This window comes from Mesorhizobium sp. AA22 (assembly GCF_001672375.2).
In the GTDB taxonomy this organism is placed as follows: domain Bacteria; phylum Pseudomonadota; class Alphaproteobacteria; order Rhizobiales; family Rhizobiaceae; genus Mesorhizobium; species Mesorhizobium wenxiniae.
The window spans coordinates 4,213,577-4,232,484 of the sequence record NZ_CP048406.1 but is presented as its reverse complement, the minus strand read 5'-3'; the positions used below and the strand labels follow the sequence as shown (position 1 = coordinate 4,232,484).

The window sequence follows — 18,908 nt, the reverse complement described above, 5'->3', positions numbered from 1 at the left end:
TATCTCAGCTACACCCGCTCGTAGCTCCACAGGTGTCGCACTTTTCACATGTCCCGTTCCGCACCATCGTGAAGTTGTGGCATTCGGAGCATTCGTTGCCGGTGTAGCCCTGCATCAATGATTGCTGGCGCCGGGTAGCGGCAAGCGCCTTGGCCTCGGCCGCTTCTTTCGCGGCATCATCGGTGAACAGCCCTGTCGGGTCGATTGCTTCTTCGTAGACGATGTCCTCGACCAGTTCCCTGGCCCGCTCTTCGTAGTCTCGCTTATAGGCCATCGCTTCGTCGCTGGCCGGCTTCAGCGCCAGCACATTGGAGCCTGAGAACGCCGTCGGCGCCGAACGAGTGGGGACGGTAGCGGGAGAGGGACTTGAACCGCCAAAGCCCTTGGGCTCGGCACCCATGCCCGACACCAGCTTGACCGGCGAGGCGCCGCGGGTCAGCCCCTTCGAGAACGGCGTCGCCTTGCCTTCGTTAATGCCGCGCCCGAGCGCGGTTTTGTCGAAATCCGACTGGTCGACATGGGCGAGGTCGTGGCGCCCAAGATAGGACACGGCAAGCTCGCGGAAAACATAGTCGAGGATCGACGTCGCGTTCTTGATCGCGTCGTTGCCCTGCACCATGCCGGCAGGTTCGAACTTGGTGAAGGTGAAGGCTTCGACATATTCCTCGAGCGGCACGCCATACTGCAGGCCGAGCGAAATGGCGATGGCGAAGTTGTTCATCATCGCCCGGAAGGCGGCACCTTCCTTGTGCATGTCGATGAAGATCTCGCCGAGGCGACCGTCGTCGAATTCGCCGGTCCTGAGATAGACCTTGTGGCCGCCGACGACCGCCTTTTGGGTATAGCCCTTGCGGCGGTTCGGCAGTTTCTCGCGGTCGCGATAGAGACGTTCCACAACGCGCTCGACGATCTTTTCGGTCACCTGCACGGCGCGCTGCGAGGCCGGCGCCGCGACCAGCTGCTCGATCGCCTCGTCCTCGTCGTCTTCGACGTCGGCAAGCAGCGAGGCGTTGAGCGGCTGGGAGAGCTTCGAGCCGTCGCGATAGAGCGCGTTGGCCTTCAGCGCCAGCTTCCACGACAGCATGTAGGCGCCCTTGGCGTCTTCCACCGTCGCGTCGTTCGGCATGTTGATGGTCTTGGAAATGGCGCCGGAGATGAAGGGCTGGGCCGCCGCCATCATCTGGATGTGGCTGTTGATCGACAGCGAACGCTTGCCGATCTTGCCGCACGGGCTGGCGCAGTCGAACACGGGCAGGTGTTCGGCCTTCAGGAACGGCGCGCCTTCCAGCGTCATCGCACCGCAGACATGGATGTTGGCGGCCTCGATGTCCTTCTTCGAGAAGCCGAGCGCCGGCAGCATCTCGAACGAGAAATCGTTGAGCTGCTCGTCGGTGAAGCCAAAGGTCTCCTTCACCCAGTCCGCACCCAGCGTCCACTGGTTGAAGACGAACTTGATATCGAAGGCCGACTGCAACGCTGCGTTCAGCGCTGCGATCTTGTCGTCGGTGAAGCCTTTTGCCTTGAGCGAGCCGGGGTTGACGGCGGGCGCCTGGTTCAGATTGCCGTGGCCGACCGCATAGGCCTCGATCTCGGCGATCTGGCTTTCCGAATAGCCAAGCGTGCGCAGCGCTTCCGGCACGGCGCGGTTGATGATCTTGAAGTAGCCGCCGCCGGCCAGCTTCTTGAACTTCACCAGCGCGAAGTCGGGCTCGATGCCGGTGGTGTCGCAATCCATGACCAGGCCGATCGTGCCGGTCGGCGCGATTACGGTCGCCTGCGCATTGCGGTAGCCATGCTCCTCGCCGAGCTCGATGGCGCGGTCCCAGGCAGCCTTGGCATGGGCGGCAAGCTCAGGCTGCTTCAGGTCGGAGGCGACCAGCGCCACCGGGTTGACGGCGAGTTTCTCGTAGCCGTCTTTGTCGCCATAGGCAGCGCGGCGATGGTTGCGCATGACACGCAGCATGTTCTGCGCATTGCGGTCGTAATCGGGGAAGGCGCCGAGCTCGGCGGCCATTTCGGCCGAGGTGGCATAGGCCGTGCCGGTCATAACAGCGGTGAGTGCTGCGCAGATTGCGCGGCCCTCGTCGGAATCATAGGGAATGCCCGAGGTCATCAGCAGGCCGCCAATATTGGCGTAGCCGAGGCCGAGCGTGCGGTATTCGTAGGAGAGCTTAGCGATCTCCTTCGACGGGAACTGCGCCATCATGACGGAAATTTCCAGCACCATGGTCCACAGCCGAACCGTGTGTTCGTAGGCTGATAAGTCGATGGTGCCGTCGGCGTTGCGATAGGGCAGCAGGTTGATCGAGGCCAGGTTGCAGGCCGTGTCGTCGAGGAACATGTATTCCGAGCACGGGTTGGACGCCCGGATCGCACCGGCCGAGGCGCAGGTGTGCCAGTCGTTCATCGTCGTGTTGAAGTGGAGGCCCGGATCGGCCGACGCCCAGGCGGCATAGCCGATTTTTTCCCACAAATCCCTGGCCTTCAGCGTCTTCAGCACCTTGCCGTCCTTGCGGGCGGTGAGGTGCCAGTCGGCATCCTCTTCCACGGCGCGCAGGAAATCGTCCTTCAGCGAGACCGAATTGTTGGAGTTCTGGCCCGAAACGGTGAGGTAGGCATCCGAATCCCAGTCGGTGTCGTAGGTCTTGAACGACATCGAGGTGTAGCCCTGCCTGGCGAACTGGATGACGCGGTAGATATAGTTCTCCGGCACCCCGTCCTTCTTGGCCAGCTTGATCTCGCGCTTCAGCGCGGTGTTGATCGCCGGGTCGAAGCAATCGTCGTCCTGGCCTTCGCAGTTGATGCAGGCCTTCATGATCGCTTCGAGGTGCTTCTTGACGATCTTCGAGCCGGTGACCAGCGAGGCGACCTTCTGCTCCTCATTGACCTTCCAGTCGATGAACTCCTCGATATCGGGATGGTCGGCGTCGACGATGACCATCTTTGCAGCGCGCCGCGTCGTGCCGCCCGACTTGATGGCGCCCGCCGCCCGGTCGCCGATCTTGAGGAAGCTCATCAGGCCGGACGAACGGCCGCCGCCGGACAGTTTTTCGCCTTCGCCGCGCAGGAACGAGAAGTTGGAGCCGGTGCCGGAGCCGTATTTGAACAGCCGCGCTTCACGCACCCACAAATCCATGATGCCGCCTTCGTTGACGAGATCGTCCTGCACGCCCTGGATGAAGCAGGCATGCGGCTGCGGATGCTCGTAGGAAGACTTCGACTTGGTCAGCTTGCCGGTGAACGGGTCGACATAGAAGTGGCCCTGGCTCGGGCCGTCGATGCCGTAGGCCCAGTGCAGGCCGGTGTTGAACCACTGCGGCGAATTCGGCGCAACGCGCTGCGTGGCCAGCATATAGGCGAGCTCGTCGCGGAAGGCGCGCGCGTCTTCCTCAGAATTGAAGTAGCCGCCCTTCCAGCCCCAATAGGTCCAGGTGCCGGAAAGACGGTCGAAGACCTGGCGGGCGTCGGTCTCGGAGCCGTAGCGCTCGGCCTCGGGCAGCTTTGCCAGTTCGGCCTCGTCGGCGACGGAGCGCCACAGGAAGGAGGGGACGTTGTTCTCCTCGACCTTCTTCAGCCGGGCCGGCACGCCGGCCTTGCGGAAATACTTCTGCGCCAGGATGTCGGCGGCAACCTGGCTGAACTGCGCCGGCACATCGATATTGTCCAAGCGGAACACCACCGAGCCATCCGGATTCTTGATCTCCGAAAGCGCCTTGCGGAATTCGATCTCCGCATAAGCCGCCCCTTCTTGACCTGCTAGCCCTTGCTTGGTGAAACGACGCTCGATGCGCATTGGTCCTATCCCTTGCTTGTCTATATATAGCGCTTTTCCCAGGGGATTTCTGCCCCTTGGCGAAACGCGCATGTCCGCCGTCTGCCAGCGTTAGAAAACGGCCGGCTCCCTTTCACAGGCTCCGCCCGCCCTGCTGGCCGAACTCCTTGCGAAGTAGTCGTCCAACGCGCCGACGAACTCTGCGGGTCCCTCAAAACTGAAACTTTTTTGCGACTCCCTCAATCGAGGGGACTTTCACATTATCTAGCGTCGAACTTACCTGCAAACACTAAATATAGTGTTAACAGACAATTTATTCCAGTCCGACATTTTTCCCTTTCGTCCCCCAAAAACCCCAAAACCCCAACGCATCCGCCGGCCTCATAGACAGGCGGAAATGCGGCCAAAACGCACATAGTCCGGGAAAAAGACCGGGCTCAGAACTTTCCGGTCGCACTCTCAACAGGAGCGCATGGCCCATAAAAGGCGACTCGTTTTGCGCCGTCAAGGATTCGTTTGCGTAGCTTTTGTGACCCCAACATCTTGTGTGTCACATATGTGGATAACGGGGATAGAAGTGGCGCGGAGGATTTCTATTTTGACCCACGTCCAAGCCATCGACCGTGATGACAACGCACGCCAAAGCTGTGGTGGTCAAATCGATTCTCTTCGCCAAAGAGCATCGCCGGTGATGCGGCAGGTGCGCAGCTTTGGCCGGTGCGCCTAGTCTTGCTCAGGAGAACTGGTGCGGGTCGGCGCAGAAATAGGCGATGATCTGACCAAGGTCCGGCTCGTTGACCATGCGCACGGCCTCGGCGGGGGTGACCCATTTGCGGATGCGCGACCGCTTTTCCTTCCACCGGTCGGCGATCTTGTCGACCTGCAGCGGAAATACCAGAACTTCGCAAGGCACTTCCTCGCCGGAAGCCAATGCCTTGGCATAGAAGTAGCGGCCGGCTTCATGGTGGGAGATCGTGCCGCGCAGTCCGGCTTCCTCGCCGGCCTCGCGCGCCGCCGCTTCGCAAAGCAGCTCCTTGGCCTCAGGCCAGCCCTTGGGAAGCACCCAGCGACCGGTATCGCGGCTGGTGATCAGCATGATCTCGACGCCATGCCCGGTATCGCGCCAGGGCAATGCTGCAACCTGCAGGCGGCACGGCGCTGTGCCGAAGAGCCGCTGAACCCTTTCGGCCAAATGGTTGTGCGTTGCTGGCCTCGTCAACATCGGAGAAGCTTGCCCCAGCCTCCAGAATCATCTGCCGTTTCGCGAATCTTACGGCTAATCATGAGCAATAAAAGTAAAAAACCTCATACGGACTGGTTAACCACACCAACAGGCGTCCATTCAGGAAATATCGTGCGCCGCGGCACTCTTTCAAGAAGTGCTCGCCGGCAAGCAACGCTCGCCGGCATGTTCCGGGAGAAAAAGCAGTTGCCGCGAATCAGCCGACGTGATCGTCGGCGATCGGCTTCTGGTAGGTGAAGCCCATGTCCCACGGAAAATAGATCCAGGTGTCCTGGCTGACCTCGGTGACGAAGGTGTCGACCAGCGGCCTCCCTTTCGGCTTGGCGTAGACGGTGGCGAAATGCGCCTTGGGCATCATGGCGCGCACGATGCCCGCGGTCTTGCCGGTATCGGTGAGGTCGTCGATGATCAGCACGCCGGCGCCGTCATCGGCGAGCAGTGCCGGCGTGACCTCCTTCAGCACCTGCAGCTGCCCCTGGCTGGCGTAGTCGTGATAGGAGGCGACGCAAACCGTCTCGATGACCCGGATGCCGAGTTCACGCGAGATGATGGCGGCCGGAACCAAGCCGCCGCGCGTGATGCAGACGATCGCCTTCCACTGGCCTTTGTTGGCGCCGGCAAGCCGCCAGGCAAGCGCACGCGCGTCGCGGTGGAACTGATCCCAGGAGACGGGAAAGGCCTTTTCCGGAAGGGACATTTTTGCATGCACTCCGCAGCGCGCGAAAAACGCGCGCAAACACTTGAAGGAATGCGCGCGGAATTAACTGGAAAGCCTTGGCCTTGGCAAGGGCGGCGGCAGGCGATCCCTGTGGACTCGCCCCTGTGGAGTTACCCTTGTGGATTTACCGTGACAGGAAAGCTGCCACCGGCAACGTGCGCAGCACCGTGCGCGTGACCCCGCCGAACAGAAGCTGGCGCAGCCAGGAATGGCTGTAGGCGCCGAGCACGAGCAGGTCGGCGCCGGTTTCGGCAACCCTGGTCTGGATCACGTCGTCGACCGAGTGGCCGCCCGATTGCAGCACCGAGACGCTGACGGTGGCGCCATGCCTGGACAGGGCGGCGGCGATTTCGGCGCCGGCCGCCTCCGGAGCCTCGTCGAGCGTATCCGGTGGGTCGATGACGACGATATCGGTCTTCTCGGCCTCGATGATGAAGGGCAGGGCGTCGAAGGCGGCGCGCGCGGCTTCCTTGCTGCCGTTCCAGGCGAGCAGCACATGCTTGAAGCTGGTCACGAGCGGGCCCGAATGCGGCACGACCAGCACCGGCCGGCCCGCGTCATAGACCAGCGTGTCGACATCGGCGCTCGGATCGCCGCCCGACTCGCGCTGCGCGGCGATGATGAGGTCTGCGGTGCGAACGGTTGGGATGCCGGTCAGCGCGCTGTCTCCGGAAAAGCTCTCGAGGCTGCGCCACTCGAAGGACAGGCCGGAATCCTCGACATGCCTGAGGAAAACCGCCTGCAATTTTTCAGCACGCTCCTTGTTCATGTCGGCCGAAACCTGCAGGAACTCGGTGTCCGGAAAGCCGGTGGCCGAGGTGTAGGGGACGGGAAGCGCTTCGGCATGAATGCCGATGAGATGGCTCTGGAACCTGTCGGCAAGCGGAATGGCGCATTCGAGCACGCGCACCGCGTCCTGTTCGTTCTGCAGTATAGCAACGATGGTCTTGAATCGCATGGTAACCCCTCAATTTACGGCGATCGAAACTCGCCCGCATGAAACGTTACTGCACCATGCTTGGTTCCGGCCCGGATCAGCTGGCCGCGCTGGCGAGGCCTGCGACCATCGCCTCGACATCGGCGTGGGCGGCGTCCAGCGCTTCCTGGCTGCGGGCACGGACGACCAGCTCGGTCCAGAACTTGCCGTCGCCATATTTCGGGTAGGACCCGATGATCGTATCCGGATGCGCCTTCTGGATATCGCCAAGCGGTCCGCCGACCAGGCCTTCGCCGAACGGACAGTGCACCGTGGTCGACAGCATTCTGGTGCCGGCCTTCAGCGTCGGCACCACATTGTCGAGCATCGCCTGGAAAATCGACGGCACGCCGGCCATGACGTGGACGTTGCCGATGCGAAAGCCGGGCGCGATGGACACTGGATTGTCGATAAGGTCGGCGCCACGCGGCATCCGCGCCATGCGCTTGCGCGCCTCGGTGTATTCGATGGCGCGCGCGGCGTAGCTCTCTTCCAGCATCGCATAGGCCTTGGCGTCGTACTCGCAGGGCACGCCAAAGGCCTTGGCGATCGCGTCCGCGGTGACGTCGTCATGCGTGGGGCCGATGCCGCCGGTCGTGAAGACATAGGTGTAACGGGCACGTAGGGCGTTCACCGCGGCGACGATCTCGTCGTCCTCGTCGGGAACGATGCGCACCTCCTTCAGGTCGATGCCGATCGCCGTCATGATGTCGGCGAGATGGCCGATATTCTTGTCCTTGGTGCGCCCGGACAGAATCTCATCACCGATGACGAGCATGGCGGCGGTGACGATTTCAGACATGGGAGCTCCGGCAAAAGGTCGCCTTAGGCAGACAGAGTCGCCTGGGCAGACAGGGTCGCCTGAGATAGCGCGGCGAATGGCCGTCGGCAATGCGCCAGGATATTGGCGCGCACTGGTACGGCTCTTCCCTTCTCCCCTTCTTGTGGGAGAAGGTGGATTGGCGCGCAGCGCCAAAACGGTTGAGGGGTGCTGGCCGGAACGCCGTCGGTACCAAGCTGGACACCTCTCATCCGACCTCGCGAAGCTGTCGTCGGGAGGCAAGACCCGTGGGCGCGGCCACATTCTCCCACAAGGGAGAAGGGAGAAGGTGCGGTGCCCATAGGCGCTACTCCTTCACCGCACCGGTCATCGAGGACACATAGTGCTCGACAAAGAATGAATAAAGCACGACCACCGGCAGGGAGCCGATCAGGGCTCCGGCCATCAGCGCTCCCCACTCATAGACGTCGGAACGGACAAGCTCCGTGAGCACCCCGACCGGCACAGTCTTGTTTTCGGACGACTGGATGAATGTCAGGGCATAGATGAATTCGTTCCATGACAGGGTGAATGCGAATATGCCGGCGGAAATCAGGCCGGGCACCGACAGCGGCAGCACGATCTTGGTGAGGATCTGCCACCGGCTCGCCCCGTCGATGAGCGCGCATTCTTCCAGTTCGAACGGGATCGAACGGAAGTAACCCATCAGCAGCCAGGTGCAGAACGGGATCAGGAAGGTCGGGTAGGTGAGAATGAGCGCGAAGGGCGTGTCGTAAAGCCCAAGGTTGAACACCATCACCGACAGCGGGATGAACAGGATCGACGGCGGCACGAGATAGGCGAGGAAGATCGCTAGTCCGACGTGCCGCGCCCCCGAAAACCTCAGCCGTTCGATCGCATAGGCCGCGAACACCGCGGCCAGGACCGACAGGAACGTGGCGGCGGTGGAGATGATGATCGTGTTGAGCAGCCAGCCCGGGTAGGACGTGTCGAACAAGAGATAGCGGATGTGCTCGAAGGTCGGATGCACGACCCAGAACGGATTGAAATTGGCGTAGTCGGTCATCTCGTGATTGGGCTTAATCGCCGTGATCGTCATCCAGTAAAACGGGAACAACAGCACGATGACGAACACCAGCAACGGCAGATAAATTGTCACCACGCGCCGCGGCAGGCTTTGAAGATAGCCCATGCCGCCCTCGTCGAGTTCGGGACGTTTCGTTTTTTTGATCGTGGCCATGTCAGTCTCCGCCGCCCTGCTGCCATTTGCGGCGTTGCAGGCCGAAATAGCTGAACAGGATCGCCGCAAGCAGGAACGGGATCATGGCGACCGCGATTGCGGCGCCCTCGCCAAGCTGGCCTCCGGAAATGCCGCGTTGAAAGGACAGCGTCGCCATCAAATGGGTGGCGTTAACCGGTCCGCCGCGGGTCAGCACATAGATCAGCTGGAAATCGGTGAAGGTGAACAGCACCGAAAACGTCATGGTGATGGCGATGATCGGCGTCAGCAGCGGCAGCGTCACAAAACGGAACAATTGCCAGCGGCTGGCGCCGTCGAGCGTGGCGGCCTCGTAAAGCGACTGGGGAATCGTCTGCAAGCCGGCAAGCAGCGTGATGGCGACGAACGGAATGCCGCGCCAGACATTCGCCGCGATCACTGAAGCGCGCGCGTTCTCCGGATCGCCAAGGAAATTGATGCGGTGGTCGATCAGCCCCATTTCCATAAGTGCCCAGGACAGGATGGAGAACTGCGAATCGTAGATCCACCAGAAGGCGATGGCCGATAGGACCGTCGGCACCACAAACGGCAGCAGGATGATCGCGCGGAAGAACGATTTGAAGGGAAGGTTCTGATTGAGGATAAGCGCCAGCCAGAGGCCGAGTGCGAACTTCAGGATCGACGCGCTTATCGTGTAGAGCAAGGTGTTGAAAACGGAGAGCCAGAAGACGGCGTCATCCGACAGATATTGGTAGTTTTCGATGCCTATGAAGATACCGGGGCGGCCGATGCGGGCATCCGTGAAGCCGAGCCAGATGCCGAGCCCCAGCGGATAGGTGAGAAAGACCAGCAGCAGCGCTGCCGCCGGCAGCATGAAGCCGAAGCCAAGCGCGTTCCGGCTGTCGGCCAGGAGCGACAGGCTCCGCGACAGGATCGACGGGCGCGGCTGAACGGCGGCGGACGACACGGCCATGGGACGGCTCCTCATACGGTCTGCCGACATGGTGGCCTGAGAGGCCGCCACGCGATTTCAGGACCAGACCGGGCAGCGCGGTCGCGGCTGCTCGGCTCGGCTGTGATCAAACGCGATAGTACCGGTTGGCGCGTTTCTCCGCCTCTTCCATCGCCTCCTGGGCCGTGGCCTGGCCCGTCACGGCCTTGGCGAACATGTCGACCAGGACATAGTCGGCCATGGTCGCCGCCGAGGCGTAGCCGAGCGGCCCGGCATAGCCGTTGGGACGCAGCGTCGCCGAGGCCTTGGCGTAAGCGGCATTGTTCGGGTCGGCCGTCCACACCGAATTGTTGTCGAAGGCTTTGAGTGTCTGGCAGCAGTAGCCGGCTGAGGAGGTGATCCACTCCGCCATTTGCTGTTCCTCGAACATGAACTGCAGATAGGCCTTGGCTGCGTTGGGGTAGGGCGTGTAGTCGAAGATCACGGCCGTGGTCACCTGGAACAGCTCGACCGATTTCCCGACGGGACCGATCGGCAGGCTGGTCGTGCGCATGTCCTTGGCGATTTCAGTCAGTTTCGGATCATTGTCCTTGTTGGTCTTGGCCGTGTTATACACGGAAATGCCATTGGCGATGACACCCAGTTCGCCGGCCAGGAAGGCGCGGTTGTTGTTCACGTCGAGCCAGCTTTCGGTGCCGGGAATGAAGGTCTTGTAGAGCTCCTGCGCGTATTCGATCGCCTTGAGCGTCTCGGGGCTGTTGATCGTCACCTTTCCGCTCTCGTCGACCATCTGGCCGCCATGGCTCCAAAGCAGCCAGTGAGCATAGTTGTTGCCGTCGCCGACGCCATGGCCGTGCGTGAAGCCGGCCGGATGCCCTTTCGCCTGCAACGCCTTGCAAAGCTCGAGGAAGCCCGCCGTGTCCTTCGGAAATTCCGAGAAGCCAGCCTCCTTCACCCAGCTTTCCCGATAGACGATGGCATTGCCGATGGTGGCCAGAGGCAGGCCGAGGAATTTCCCCTCCCGCGTCGCATATTGCTTTGGCCCTTCGTGCCAGCCGCCGTATTTCGTGCCGAGATACTCACCCAGTTCCGTCACGTCGTGCAACTTGTCGGGGTATTGGTGCGGGTCGTCGAACCAGACCAACATCAGATCTGGACCGGAGCCGACATTGGCGGCAACCGCCGCCTTGGGGCGAATGTCCTCCCAGCTTTCCTTGTCGACACGGACCTCGACGCCTGTCGCCTCGGTGAACCGCTTGGTGTTAGCCAGCCATTGATCCTCATCGCCCTGCACGAAGGGCGACCAACGCAGCATCCGCAGCTTTGCGCCGTCTTCGGGCTTGTATGTCAACCCCTCCTGGGCAAAGGCGGAAGAGCCGACGAACCGGCTTCCCAAGGCTCCCGCCGCCACGCCGGCGGTGGTGCGGATCACGTCACGTCTAGTGAATTTCATGCTCGTCTCCTCCTGTTTATTTCCTCGCGGTGGTTCTTACTGCCGGGTGCGCATTTCGAAGCGCTGCCCGGTTTCGCCATGAAAGAGGTGGATGAGGCCGGGCTCGGCCGTCAGCCGTACGGTCTCGCCCGGCGTGAAGGAATGGCGCTCCCGGAAATTGGCGACGATCTCTTCGCCGCCGGCCGTCCGGCCGATGAGCTGCACTTCCGACCCGGTCGGCTCGACCACCACGACGGTGACCGGAATGCCATCTTCGTCGGACAGCCGCAGATGCTCGGGTCGTATCCCCAGCACCACCTGTTCGCCGCTGCCGATCGAAGGTACTGCGGCCAGCGGCAGGGAAATCCCCCCGGAGCCGCGAAAAGACGATGAGCCGCCATCAGTTGCGATTTCGCCCCTCAGCATGTTCATGGCGGGCGAGCCGATGAAGCTGGCGACGAAGAGATTGTTCGGCCGGTCGTAGAGTTCCAATGGCGGCCCGATCTGCTCAACGAGGCCGTCATGCATGACCACGATCTTGTCGGCCATGGTCATGGCCTCGATCTGGTCATGGGTGACATAGACCGTCGTGGTCTTCAGGCGCTGATGCAGTTCCTTGATCTCGGCGCGCATCTGCACCCTGAGTTTGGCGTCGAGATTGGACAGCGGCTCGTCGAACAGGAAGACCGCCGGATCGCGCACGATCGCCCGGCCCATGGCGACGCGCTGGCGCTGGCCGCCGGAAAGCTGCCGGGGATAGCGCTCCAGCAGCGGCACCAGCCCCAGGATTTCGGCGGCGCGCTTAACGCTGGCAGCGCTTTCGGCTTTCGAAACACCCTTGAGCATGAGCGAGAACGCCATGTTCTCGGCGACGGTCATGTGCGGGTAGAGCGCGTAGTTCTGGAAGACCATGGCGACGTCGCGTTCTTTTGGCGCAACGTTGTTGACGACACGCTCGCCAATCGCGATCTGGCCGCGCGAAATCTTTTCCAGGCCAGCGATCATCCTGAGAAGGGTCGATTTTCCGCAGCCCGACGGCCCGACCAGCGTGACGAACTCGCCGTCGTCTATATCGACGCTGACGCCGTGGAGAATTTCGACGGTTCCGAATGATTTGTAGACATCGCCAATTGCGACAGACGCCATCGATTTCCTCCCGAATGCTTCCTGCGACGTCTTCGAAGGAAACCGCTTTCCTAACTGGCCGCGGCAGCTCCCAAAGTTCCTCCCTGGTCACGCGCGATGATGAAACGGTAGCGCTACCAGACTGCCCTGTAAAGCGCCTGCGTCACAAGCACTCTTCTACGTTGGTCCTGATCGTGTTTGTTCCCGGTGGGATTGAAATCTGCCATGTCCGGGATCCTGGCAGGAAAATGACTTGCCCAGCCCCAGCCCTTGAAAACGGAGGTGCGAGAAGTCATCAGTAAACGACACCAGCCTAATCGGAAACTTCGGTTTGCGGCCGGTCCCGGCCGTCGGCGAGCTCGTCGTGCCATTTGCCGTCGGCGTCCTCGTACTGGATGCCGTCCGTGGTGCCGGCGACCTGCTGTTCGGCCGAAGCGATCTCGGCCGCGCGGAGCGCGTCCTCGTGGGTAGGGAACGTTTCTGAGAATGTCGAGCCGACCTTGTAGGCCCAGCCCCCGTCATGCTCGACGATCTTGTAGGTCAGCTTCGCCATGAAATCCTCCAGTGGGAAAAGCTCCGTCTGCTCAATGCAGTTTGCTGCTTTGGGGCAGTTTGCCTTCGGGCAGCCTGCCGTCGGACAATCTCTCGTCGGGAACCAGCACGTCCGATTCCTTCGCGGCTTCGACCAATGCGCGGCGCGCATCCGCCGTCGAACGATAACCCTCCAGCACTTTTAGGCAAGTGTCGAGAGCATCGCGATGCCGGGGACCACGATTGAGCGGCCAGACCGTCATCAGGCACTCCGCCGCTTCCTGGGTGCTGCGGATCTCACGGTATTTGCCGACATGGCCAAGTTCGACCACCACCGGCTTTTCAAAAGGCTTGTTGTCCATCATCGCCGCCAACGCGGAGCGGCCGATTTGGTTGCACGTCCCTCCGCGTAAAGGTCTCAAGGGTCTCAATCATTGGGGTCGCAATCATTGGGGTCGCGGTTATTGGGGCAGCAGCCATTGGAAATGGCCGCTCAGCCCGCCGCCTTCATCCAGTGCTGCATCGTCGTCACCGAGCGGGCAAGCTGCGGCGCCGGGTGGATCGTCTCGCCGAATGTGGCGGCGGCGCGCCACGCCCAGCGCGGATCGGCGAGAAAGGCGCGGGCCAAAGCCACCATGTCGGCACGGCCCTGGGCGACGATCGCCTCGGCCTGCTTCGGATCGTCGATCAGGCCGACGGCCCGCGTCGGGATGTCGGCGCCGTTGCGCACGGCTTCCGCCAGATGCACCTGGTAGCCCCGACCTGTCGGCAGCTTCTGCAGGGGCGAATTGCCGCCGCTCGAGCAGCAGAGATAGGCGACGCCCGCTGCCTTCAGCGCCTTGGCCACTTCGATCGCGTCCTCGACATCGAAGCCGCCATCGACCCATTCCTTGACCGACAGGCGCGCCCCGAGCATCAGCTTGGGCACTGCCTTCCTCACCGCCTTGGCGATCTCGACGACAAAACGCATGCGGTTTTCCAGCGAGCCGCCCCAGCGGTCGGTGCGCTGGTTGGAAAGCGGCGACAGGAACTGGAAGATCAGATAGCCGTGTGCCGCATGCAATTCGATGAAATCGAAGCCGGCCCGCTCGGCCCGCCTTGCCGCCTCGGCGAAGCGTTCGATGATGTGCAGTATCTCCTCATCCTTCAGCGCCCGCGGCACCTGCCAGCCCGTGTCGTAGGCGATTGCCGAGGCGGACACGATCGGCCAGGGATCCTGATCGGCACCGAGCGGCCCGCCGCCTTCCCAAGGCTTCCGGTTGGATGCTTTGCGGCCGGCATGGGCAAGCTGCGTGCCGAATTTGGTGCCGGGGGCGGCGACGCGCTTGGCGGCATCCAGCGCGCGCCGGGCGGCTGCCTCGTTGTCGTCAGAGTAAAGGCCGAGGCAGCCATGCGAGATGCGGCCGCGCCGCTCGACGTCGGTCATCTCGACGGTGACCATGCCGGCGCCGGACATCGCCAGGTTCATCCAGTGGTACAGGTGCCAGTCGCTGGCCGAACCGTCATCGGCGGAATACTGGCACATGGGCGCGACCGCGATGCGGTTGGGAAAGGCGAGGCCGTCAAGCGTGATCGGCTGGAAAAGGGATGTGGTCATCAAAAAACTCCGGGGAGGGGCTGTCGCTATTTAGGCAGTGGATTGCGCCTGCGCCATACACGAGGCGGTGAAGCGCGCCCCTGGACCAATTGCTGTTGGGATTGCGCACGGGCCGGTTCGCAGCTAGCGCATGACCCCGAACCGAAGGTCAGCGCAGCAAAAATCGATTCCGATTTCGGAATGGACCATGCGCAGATCAAAAGTGCTACAGCGTCCTTTGCGCGTCCAAGAGGACGCGCGGCGCTGTAGTCCTCACGCCGGCAGCACGGAGTTCACCATGGAAGACCGCATTCGTATCCGTTCGGAAGAAGTCCTTTCCGATGATTGGGCAGTCCTGAAAAAGACCGTCCTCGATTATCGCCGGCGCGACGGGAAATGGGAGACGCAGATCCGACAGACCTACGATCGCGGCGACGGGGCGGTGATCCTGCCTTACGACCCCGAGCGCTCGACGGTTCTGCTCGTTCGGCAGTTCCGCTACGCGGCCTACGTCACCGGCCACCGCGAGCCGCTGATCGAGGCCTGCGCCGGCCTGCTCGATGAACACGATCCCGAAACCTGCATCCGCAAGGAGGCGGAAGAGGAGCTCGGCTACCACCTGAAGGACGTTGATCGGCTGTTTTCGCCCTTTATGAGCCCTGGCAGCGTGACCGAGCGGCTCTGGTTCTTCGTCGCGCGCTATTCGCCGACCGACCGCATCTCGGACGGCGGCGGCGCGCCGGAAGAAGGCGAAGACATCGAGGTTCTGGAGATGCCGCTCGATGAAGCTCTGGCCGGCATCGCCGACGGCCGCATCATCGACGCCAAGACCATCATCCTGATCCAGCATCTGAAGCTGAACCCGATCCGGGCTTGATCTGCCGGAACCTGGACGCCGCCGAGGAGCGCCGTCGGTGTGCTGGTGCGGACGACGGGAATCGAACCCGTACGATCAGAGATCGAGGGATTTTAAGTCCCTTGCGTCTACCAATTCCGCCACGTCCGCGCCCTTTTCGTTTCAACTACTTAGGCGATTTCGTCAATCGGCGTTGTGCAGTCCGAAAATTGTGTTGTGCAAAACTGCGTTCCCCTTTTCATTCGCCGGAGCCCGTTTTTGCCATATTTTCTGGTTCATGCTCGCAGCGTCCAACCTCTTTCTCGACATGCTTGGTATGGTGCTCGCCCAAGCGCGTAGAGCGGCCCCCAGCGCGTCGGCGCCTCGCGCCGAATGGCGGTGGCATAGGTGACGCGCAGCCCGTGCAGTGTGCAGCCTTAATCTCCAATTGGGATTAGCTGCGCGGGGTTCCAATGGGGGAGGGCTGCATGGTTCGGATGATCGGTTGATTGCTGATCTCCGCATTCGCTGCCAGCCATTTTTGAAGGAACTCGACCTCGGCATTGTTGATGGTTCCATCCGCGGCCAGGCCGCGTGCGAGCCCTCATTGCGTTTGTGGAAGCTTAGGCGCTCAAAGCACTACGCACGCGTCAGTCTTGCTTCCGCTTCCACAAATCCGAAGTCGATGCGTATGCGAACGATGCTGACCAAGTGATCAGGACGAGTCCGTTGAGACCTTCCAAGGCAGCAACGATCCGCATCGGCCCAGTGGCATAGACTTCGCCAAAGCCGATGGTCGTGTAACAGGTGATCGAGAAATAGAAGAAATCCGCTGCGCTCCCGGAAAACAAGCCTGCGAGAGCTCCAAGGTCTCGATGCTGGTGCATCCAGGCATAGGCGACCGCGAAAAGACAGATCCCCACGACGTGAGCAATGATCGCTGCGATGACCAAGAGCAGCAGATCAACCCGCATCGGAAGTGAAAAACGACGCCTCATCGCTCCGGCGATATTCAGCACCTCATAGTGCATCAGAACCGTTACCAGTGCGAGACCTGCAGATATGGCGAACGCGATGACCAATTGCGGTACCTTCAAGTAGGCTTCAGATGCTCAACGCCTATCACCGCGCGAGCGGTTCGAACAGCTTGTCGCGATGTACGAGCCCGATGCTGCCCGCCGCCTTCATCGAGGCTATCGACGAAATCCGCTCCAACATCGTCCTGCGGCGCCTTGTGGGAGCGTCTGGAGCGCGGTGAGATCAACGGTGCCATCCATGAGCTCGTCGCCCTGACGCCACGCGATGCGATCGCCGCCGACGCGAATGGTGAGGGCGAACGCGAGGCGCTGTGGTGCCATCTCTCCGGGTTGTCGGCAAATCCGTCGGAACCGATCCGCTCCCCAGAGCTTTCGTAATCAGGGGCAGCGTCAAAGAGGAGACTGTTATGGATCGGCAGGAAAATAGTGTTTTGGAGGCTGGCTGGCTTTTGGCGGTCCCGCTTTCTATCGGGTTTACCGTTTTGATTGCAGGCTTAGTGCTGGGCTAGTGTGCTATGAGAACCGGAACTCGACCGCTCGCCCCTGGGCCGTCCATGATTGCCGGGCGTCAACGGAACCAAAATCGCGCAATAGCTGCGGCACAAGAGCAAGGCGGACGTCACCGTCGCGCTTTTCGCCAGCCCGCTGATCGCGCTTCTGCCTCGCTGCAAAACCAGCGCTCCCCCTTGCCGGTCGAGGTTACGGTTCGGTCATAACGGCGCGGGCGAGAAAGGCGCCGCTAGGCGTCCGTTTCCAGCCGATCGTGCACCGGCTTGTCGTGCCAGATGACTTGCCTGAGATCCCGCATATCGACCGGCTGCGCACAGATAGGGCAGATGTAAAAATCGTCGCCTTCGTTCTTGCGTGGATCGCCAACACCCGCGTGGCAGGAAGACCTTCGGCGTGCCTCGCTGCAGGACTTTCGCGAGGAAAAATGATCACCACGCAATGGAACTTTGCGCGGGTACAGTGGTTTGGAGGCCAGTCGGAGAAATCCGGCATGTTCTGAGGAGCCGAGCCTGTCCCGGATTCCCCCCTCGCCGGGGCGGGCTCGTCACCGATCCCTCAAGGCTAGAGCGTTTTTTCCGGCCCGCATCATGGCACGCGCGACCCGCCTTGGATACGGGATCGTCGGCGCGAAATTCGTGCCCAAGTCAACAGCATAGCTGCCGTTACCGGGCCGGCGGCAACTCTTCCCAGCGAGGGAATCAAACACTGAGGTTCAAACAAGATCGTTTCCAGCTGGAACAATTTCGTAGTGGCTGAGTTTCGCACTAAAGCTACTGGAATCCCGAACATGGCAGAGTTTGACACAGAACGAGGGAAGTCTGTTGCCGAAGCCGTTCGGCAACTGATCCGTTCCGAAGATAATCGCCGGTATTTACACGACGCGCTGGATCTTGCCGTCGACCTGCGACTGCCCAGCCCCCTTGCCTCATTGCTTGAGGCGCTTGATCAGGCCGGGCGGGATCCATTTCCGCATTCCCGAACCCCGAACGAGCGATGATCGAGTAAAACGCGCCAGGTCTTCCCCTCTACCCCCATGGCTCACTACTCCCCATGACTCAACGCTACGACATTGAGAAGACACCTGAAGGCACGTGGGACATCATCGATGTGTTCACAGGGCTGCCGGTTGTCGAGGTGGGTGTCCCCTTGATCGACATGCCGATCGAAGAGGCCGACGATCTGGTCGAACTTCTTAACTGCCGCGACAGGGAACAGCGGGAGGACACTTAGCGGCGGCTTCCGAGGCCACTGCGAAAGCGCGTCCCCCGTTCGGAGGATGCGTTCGGGCGTTCTGCATTGGTAGGCTCCAATTGGTAAAGTGGTTCGACATTGAACCAAATGGAGAGATTGTCATGATCAAGCTCGCCTCTGCTCTGGCGCTACTGCTTGTTGGGACAGCGCCTCTGTTTGCCGATGACAAGCCGATGAACGCGGACAGTATCAAATGGGGCCCGGCTCCTGCTGTCATTCCGGCTGGCGCGGAACTGGCGGTTATGGCTGGAGATCCTTCAAAGGACGGCGCTTATGTGCTGCGGTTGAAGATGCCAGCCGGCTACAAAATTGCCGCACACAATCATCCTGTCTCGGAATATGTAACGGTGCTTTCCGGTAACTTCCATATCGGAATGGGCGATAAGCTCGACGAGACGAAAGGCACCGAACTGACTGCCGGCGGCTTCGGCATTGCGCCGGCCGGAATGAATCACTTCGCGTGGACGACAAGCGATACGATTATCCAGGTTAATGGCGACGGGCCGTTCACGATCACCTACGTCAATCCGGCGGATGATCCGAGCAAGAAATGACAGTTCGGGGATCAAATTGATTGAACCGCCTGCAGGCTCCAATGGTGGAGTGCGATGACCCTCTGAGCGGACGGATCAGGCGGTTCGCGTTCTGATCTGAGTTTTCGACCTAGACCACTACCCTGACCGTTGGGCGAGGCATCGAACTCCCCGAACGTCGATTCAGAAAAATCGGTTAGCGAGGAGCAGTCTTCCGGTTGGGGCACTTTGCCGTGGACGGCGCCTGAAACAAAAACCCGCTCGGCGGCGGGTCGTTGGCGCAAATCAGCGCCATGGCGAAATCCATAACATAAATGCCGTCACAAAATAACGAATCGCGAGCTCGCAACAGACGCGAAAATCACGGTCGATGTTAAGGCCGAGGAGCCCTCAGGCAATCCGCCGATCTCGCTGGTC

19 protein-coding genes and 1 tRNA gene are annotated in these 18,908 nt (G+C 61.4%); 6 read left to right on the top strand and 14 right to left on the bottom strand.

The genetic code is table 11. The features are described from left to right. Nucleotides 1-4: 4 nt before the first annotated feature. The 12 genes from A9K68_RS20450 to A9K68_RS20395 form a co-directional block, all read right to left on the bottom strand. Nucleotides 5-3,793, bottom strand: a complete 3,789-nt coding sequence (locus tag A9K68_RS20450) for a vitamin B12-dependent ribonucleotide reductase (protein WP_065008166.1) — start codon at nucleotides 3,791-3,793, stop codon at nucleotides 5-7. A gap of 712 nt (nucleotides 3,794-4,505) precedes the next feature. Next, nucleotides 4,506-4,994 (bottom strand): NUDIX hydrolase, encoded by a 489-nt coding sequence (locus A9K68_RS20445; RefSeq protein ID WP_065008167.1) that lies wholly within the window; start codon nucleotides 4,992-4,994, stop codon nucleotides 4,506-4,508. Nucleotides 4,995-5,211: 217 nt separating this feature from the next. Further along, nucleotides 5,212-5,712: a xanthine phosphoribosyltransferase gene (gene gpt / locus A9K68_RS20440; protein ID WP_029353723.1), complete on the bottom strand. Its 501-nt coding sequence runs from the start codon at nucleotides 5,710-5,712 to the stop codon at nucleotides 5,212-5,214. Nucleotides 5,713-5,857: 145 nt separating this feature from the next. After that, entirely contained in the window at nucleotides 5,858-6,691 is an 834-nt protein-coding gene (locus A9K68_RS20435) for a universal stress protein (protein ID WP_065008168.1), read from the bottom strand. A 76-nt stretch (nucleotides 6,692-6,767) separates the two neighbouring features. Beyond that, a complete protein-coding gene (locus A9K68_RS20430) occupies nucleotides 6,768-7,511 on the bottom strand; it encodes a competence/damage-inducible protein A (protein WP_065008169.1) in 744 nt (247 codons plus the stop codon). Nucleotides 7,512-7,836: 325 nt separating this feature from the next. After that, nucleotides 7,837-8,730 (bottom strand): carbohydrate ABC transporter permease, encoded by an 894-nt coding sequence (locus tag A9K68_RS20425; RefSeq protein ID WP_065008170.1) that lies wholly within the window; start codon nucleotides 8,728-8,730, stop codon nucleotides 7,837-7,839. Between the two features lies 1 nt (nucleotide 8,731). Further along, nucleotides 8,732-9,682, bottom strand: coding sequence for a sugar ABC transporter permease (locus tag A9K68_RS20420; RefSeq protein WP_065008171.1), 951 nt, complete (start codon nucleotides 9,680-9,682; stop codon nucleotides 8,732-8,734). 106 nt (nucleotides 9,683-9,788) lie between these two features. After that, nucleotides 9,789-11,114, bottom strand: coding sequence for an ABC transporter substrate-binding protein (locus A9K68_RS20415; RefSeq protein ID WP_065008172.1), 1,326 nt, complete (start codon nucleotides 11,112-11,114; stop codon nucleotides 9,789-9,791). 36 nt (nucleotides 11,115-11,150) lie between these two features. After that, nucleotides 11,151-12,239 carry a sn-glycerol-3-phosphate ABC transporter ATP-binding protein UgpC gene (gene ugpC, locus A9K68_RS20410; RefSeq protein ID WP_065008173.1) on the bottom strand — a complete coding sequence of 363 codons (1,089 nt, stop codon included), beginning with the start codon at nucleotides 12,237-12,239 and terminating at the stop codon, nucleotides 11,151-11,153. Between the two features lie 292 nt (nucleotides 12,240-12,531). Next, nucleotides 12,532-12,771, bottom strand: a complete 240-nt coding sequence (locus tag A9K68_RS20405; RefSeq protein WP_065008174.1) for a DUF2188 domain-containing protein — start codon at nucleotides 12,769-12,771, stop codon at nucleotides 12,532-12,534. 31 nt (nucleotides 12,772-12,802) lie between these two features. Next, complete coding sequence (locus A9K68_RS20400; protein ID WP_065008175.1) at nucleotides 12,803-13,114, bottom strand: DUF982 domain-containing protein; 312 nt, start codon at nucleotides 13,112-13,114, stop codon at nucleotides 12,803-12,805. Between the two features lie 128 nt (nucleotides 13,115-13,242). After that, the gene (locus tag A9K68_RS20395; RefSeq protein WP_065008176.1) at nucleotides 13,243-14,346 is read right to left on the bottom strand and encodes an NADH:flavin oxidoreductase/NADH oxidase; all 1,104 of its coding nucleotides are present in this window, start codon (nucleotides 14,344-14,346) and stop codon (nucleotides 13,243-13,245) included. 277 nt (nucleotides 14,347-14,623) lie between these two features. Here A9K68_RS20395 and A9K68_RS20390 point away from each other — a divergent pair, with 277 nt between their 5' ends. Further along, nucleotides 14,624-15,202: an NUDIX domain-containing protein gene (locus A9K68_RS20390; RefSeq protein WP_065008177.1), complete on the top strand. Its 579-nt coding sequence runs from the start codon at nucleotides 14,624-14,626 to the stop codon at nucleotides 15,200-15,202. A 43-nt stretch (nucleotides 15,203-15,245) separates the two neighbouring features. On the opposite strand, the gene A9K68_RS20385 is transcribed toward A9K68_RS20390, so the two are convergent. Beyond that, a tRNA-Leu gene (locus tag A9K68_RS20385) sits at nucleotides 15,246-15,331 on the bottom strand. Between the two features lie 479 nt (nucleotides 15,332-15,810). Beyond that, complete coding sequence (locus A9K68_RS20380; RefSeq protein WP_065008178.1) at nucleotides 15,811-16,242, bottom strand: potassium channel family protein; 432 nt, start codon at nucleotides 16,240-16,242, stop codon at nucleotides 15,811-15,813. Nucleotides 16,243-16,392: 150 nt separating this feature from the next. On the opposite strand from A9K68_RS20380, the gene A9K68_RS20375 reads away from it, so the two are divergent. From A9K68_RS20375 to A9K68_RS20355, 5 genes are all read left to right on the top strand, one after another. Then, nucleotides 16,393-16,575, top strand: coding sequence for a hypothetical protein (locus A9K68_RS20375; protein ID WP_065008179.1), 183 nt, complete (start codon nucleotides 16,393-16,395; stop codon nucleotides 16,573-16,575). A gap of 412 nt (nucleotides 16,576-16,987) precedes the next feature. Continuing rightward, nucleotides 16,988-17,206, top strand: coding sequence for a hypothetical protein (locus A9K68_RS20370; protein WP_156768308.1), 219 nt, complete (start codon nucleotides 16,988-16,990; stop codon nucleotides 17,204-17,206). A gap of 288 nt (nucleotides 17,207-17,494) precedes the next feature. Beyond that, nucleotides 17,495-17,704, top strand: coding sequence for a hypothetical protein (locus A9K68_RS20365; RefSeq protein WP_127212041.1), 210 nt, complete (start codon nucleotides 17,495-17,497; stop codon nucleotides 17,702-17,704). 53 nt (nucleotides 17,705-17,757) lie between these two features. Then, entirely contained in the window at nucleotides 17,758-17,937 is a 180-nt protein-coding gene (locus A9K68_RS20360) for a hypothetical protein (RefSeq protein WP_029353754.1), read from the top strand. 122 nt (nucleotides 17,938-18,059) lie between these two features. Next, nucleotides 18,060-18,512 carry a cupin domain-containing protein gene (locus A9K68_RS20355; RefSeq protein ID WP_082982351.1) on the top strand — a complete coding sequence of 151 codons (453 nt, stop codon included), beginning with the start codon at nucleotides 18,060-18,062 and terminating at the stop codon, nucleotides 18,510-18,512. Nucleotides 18,513-18,908: the final 396 nt, after the last annotated feature.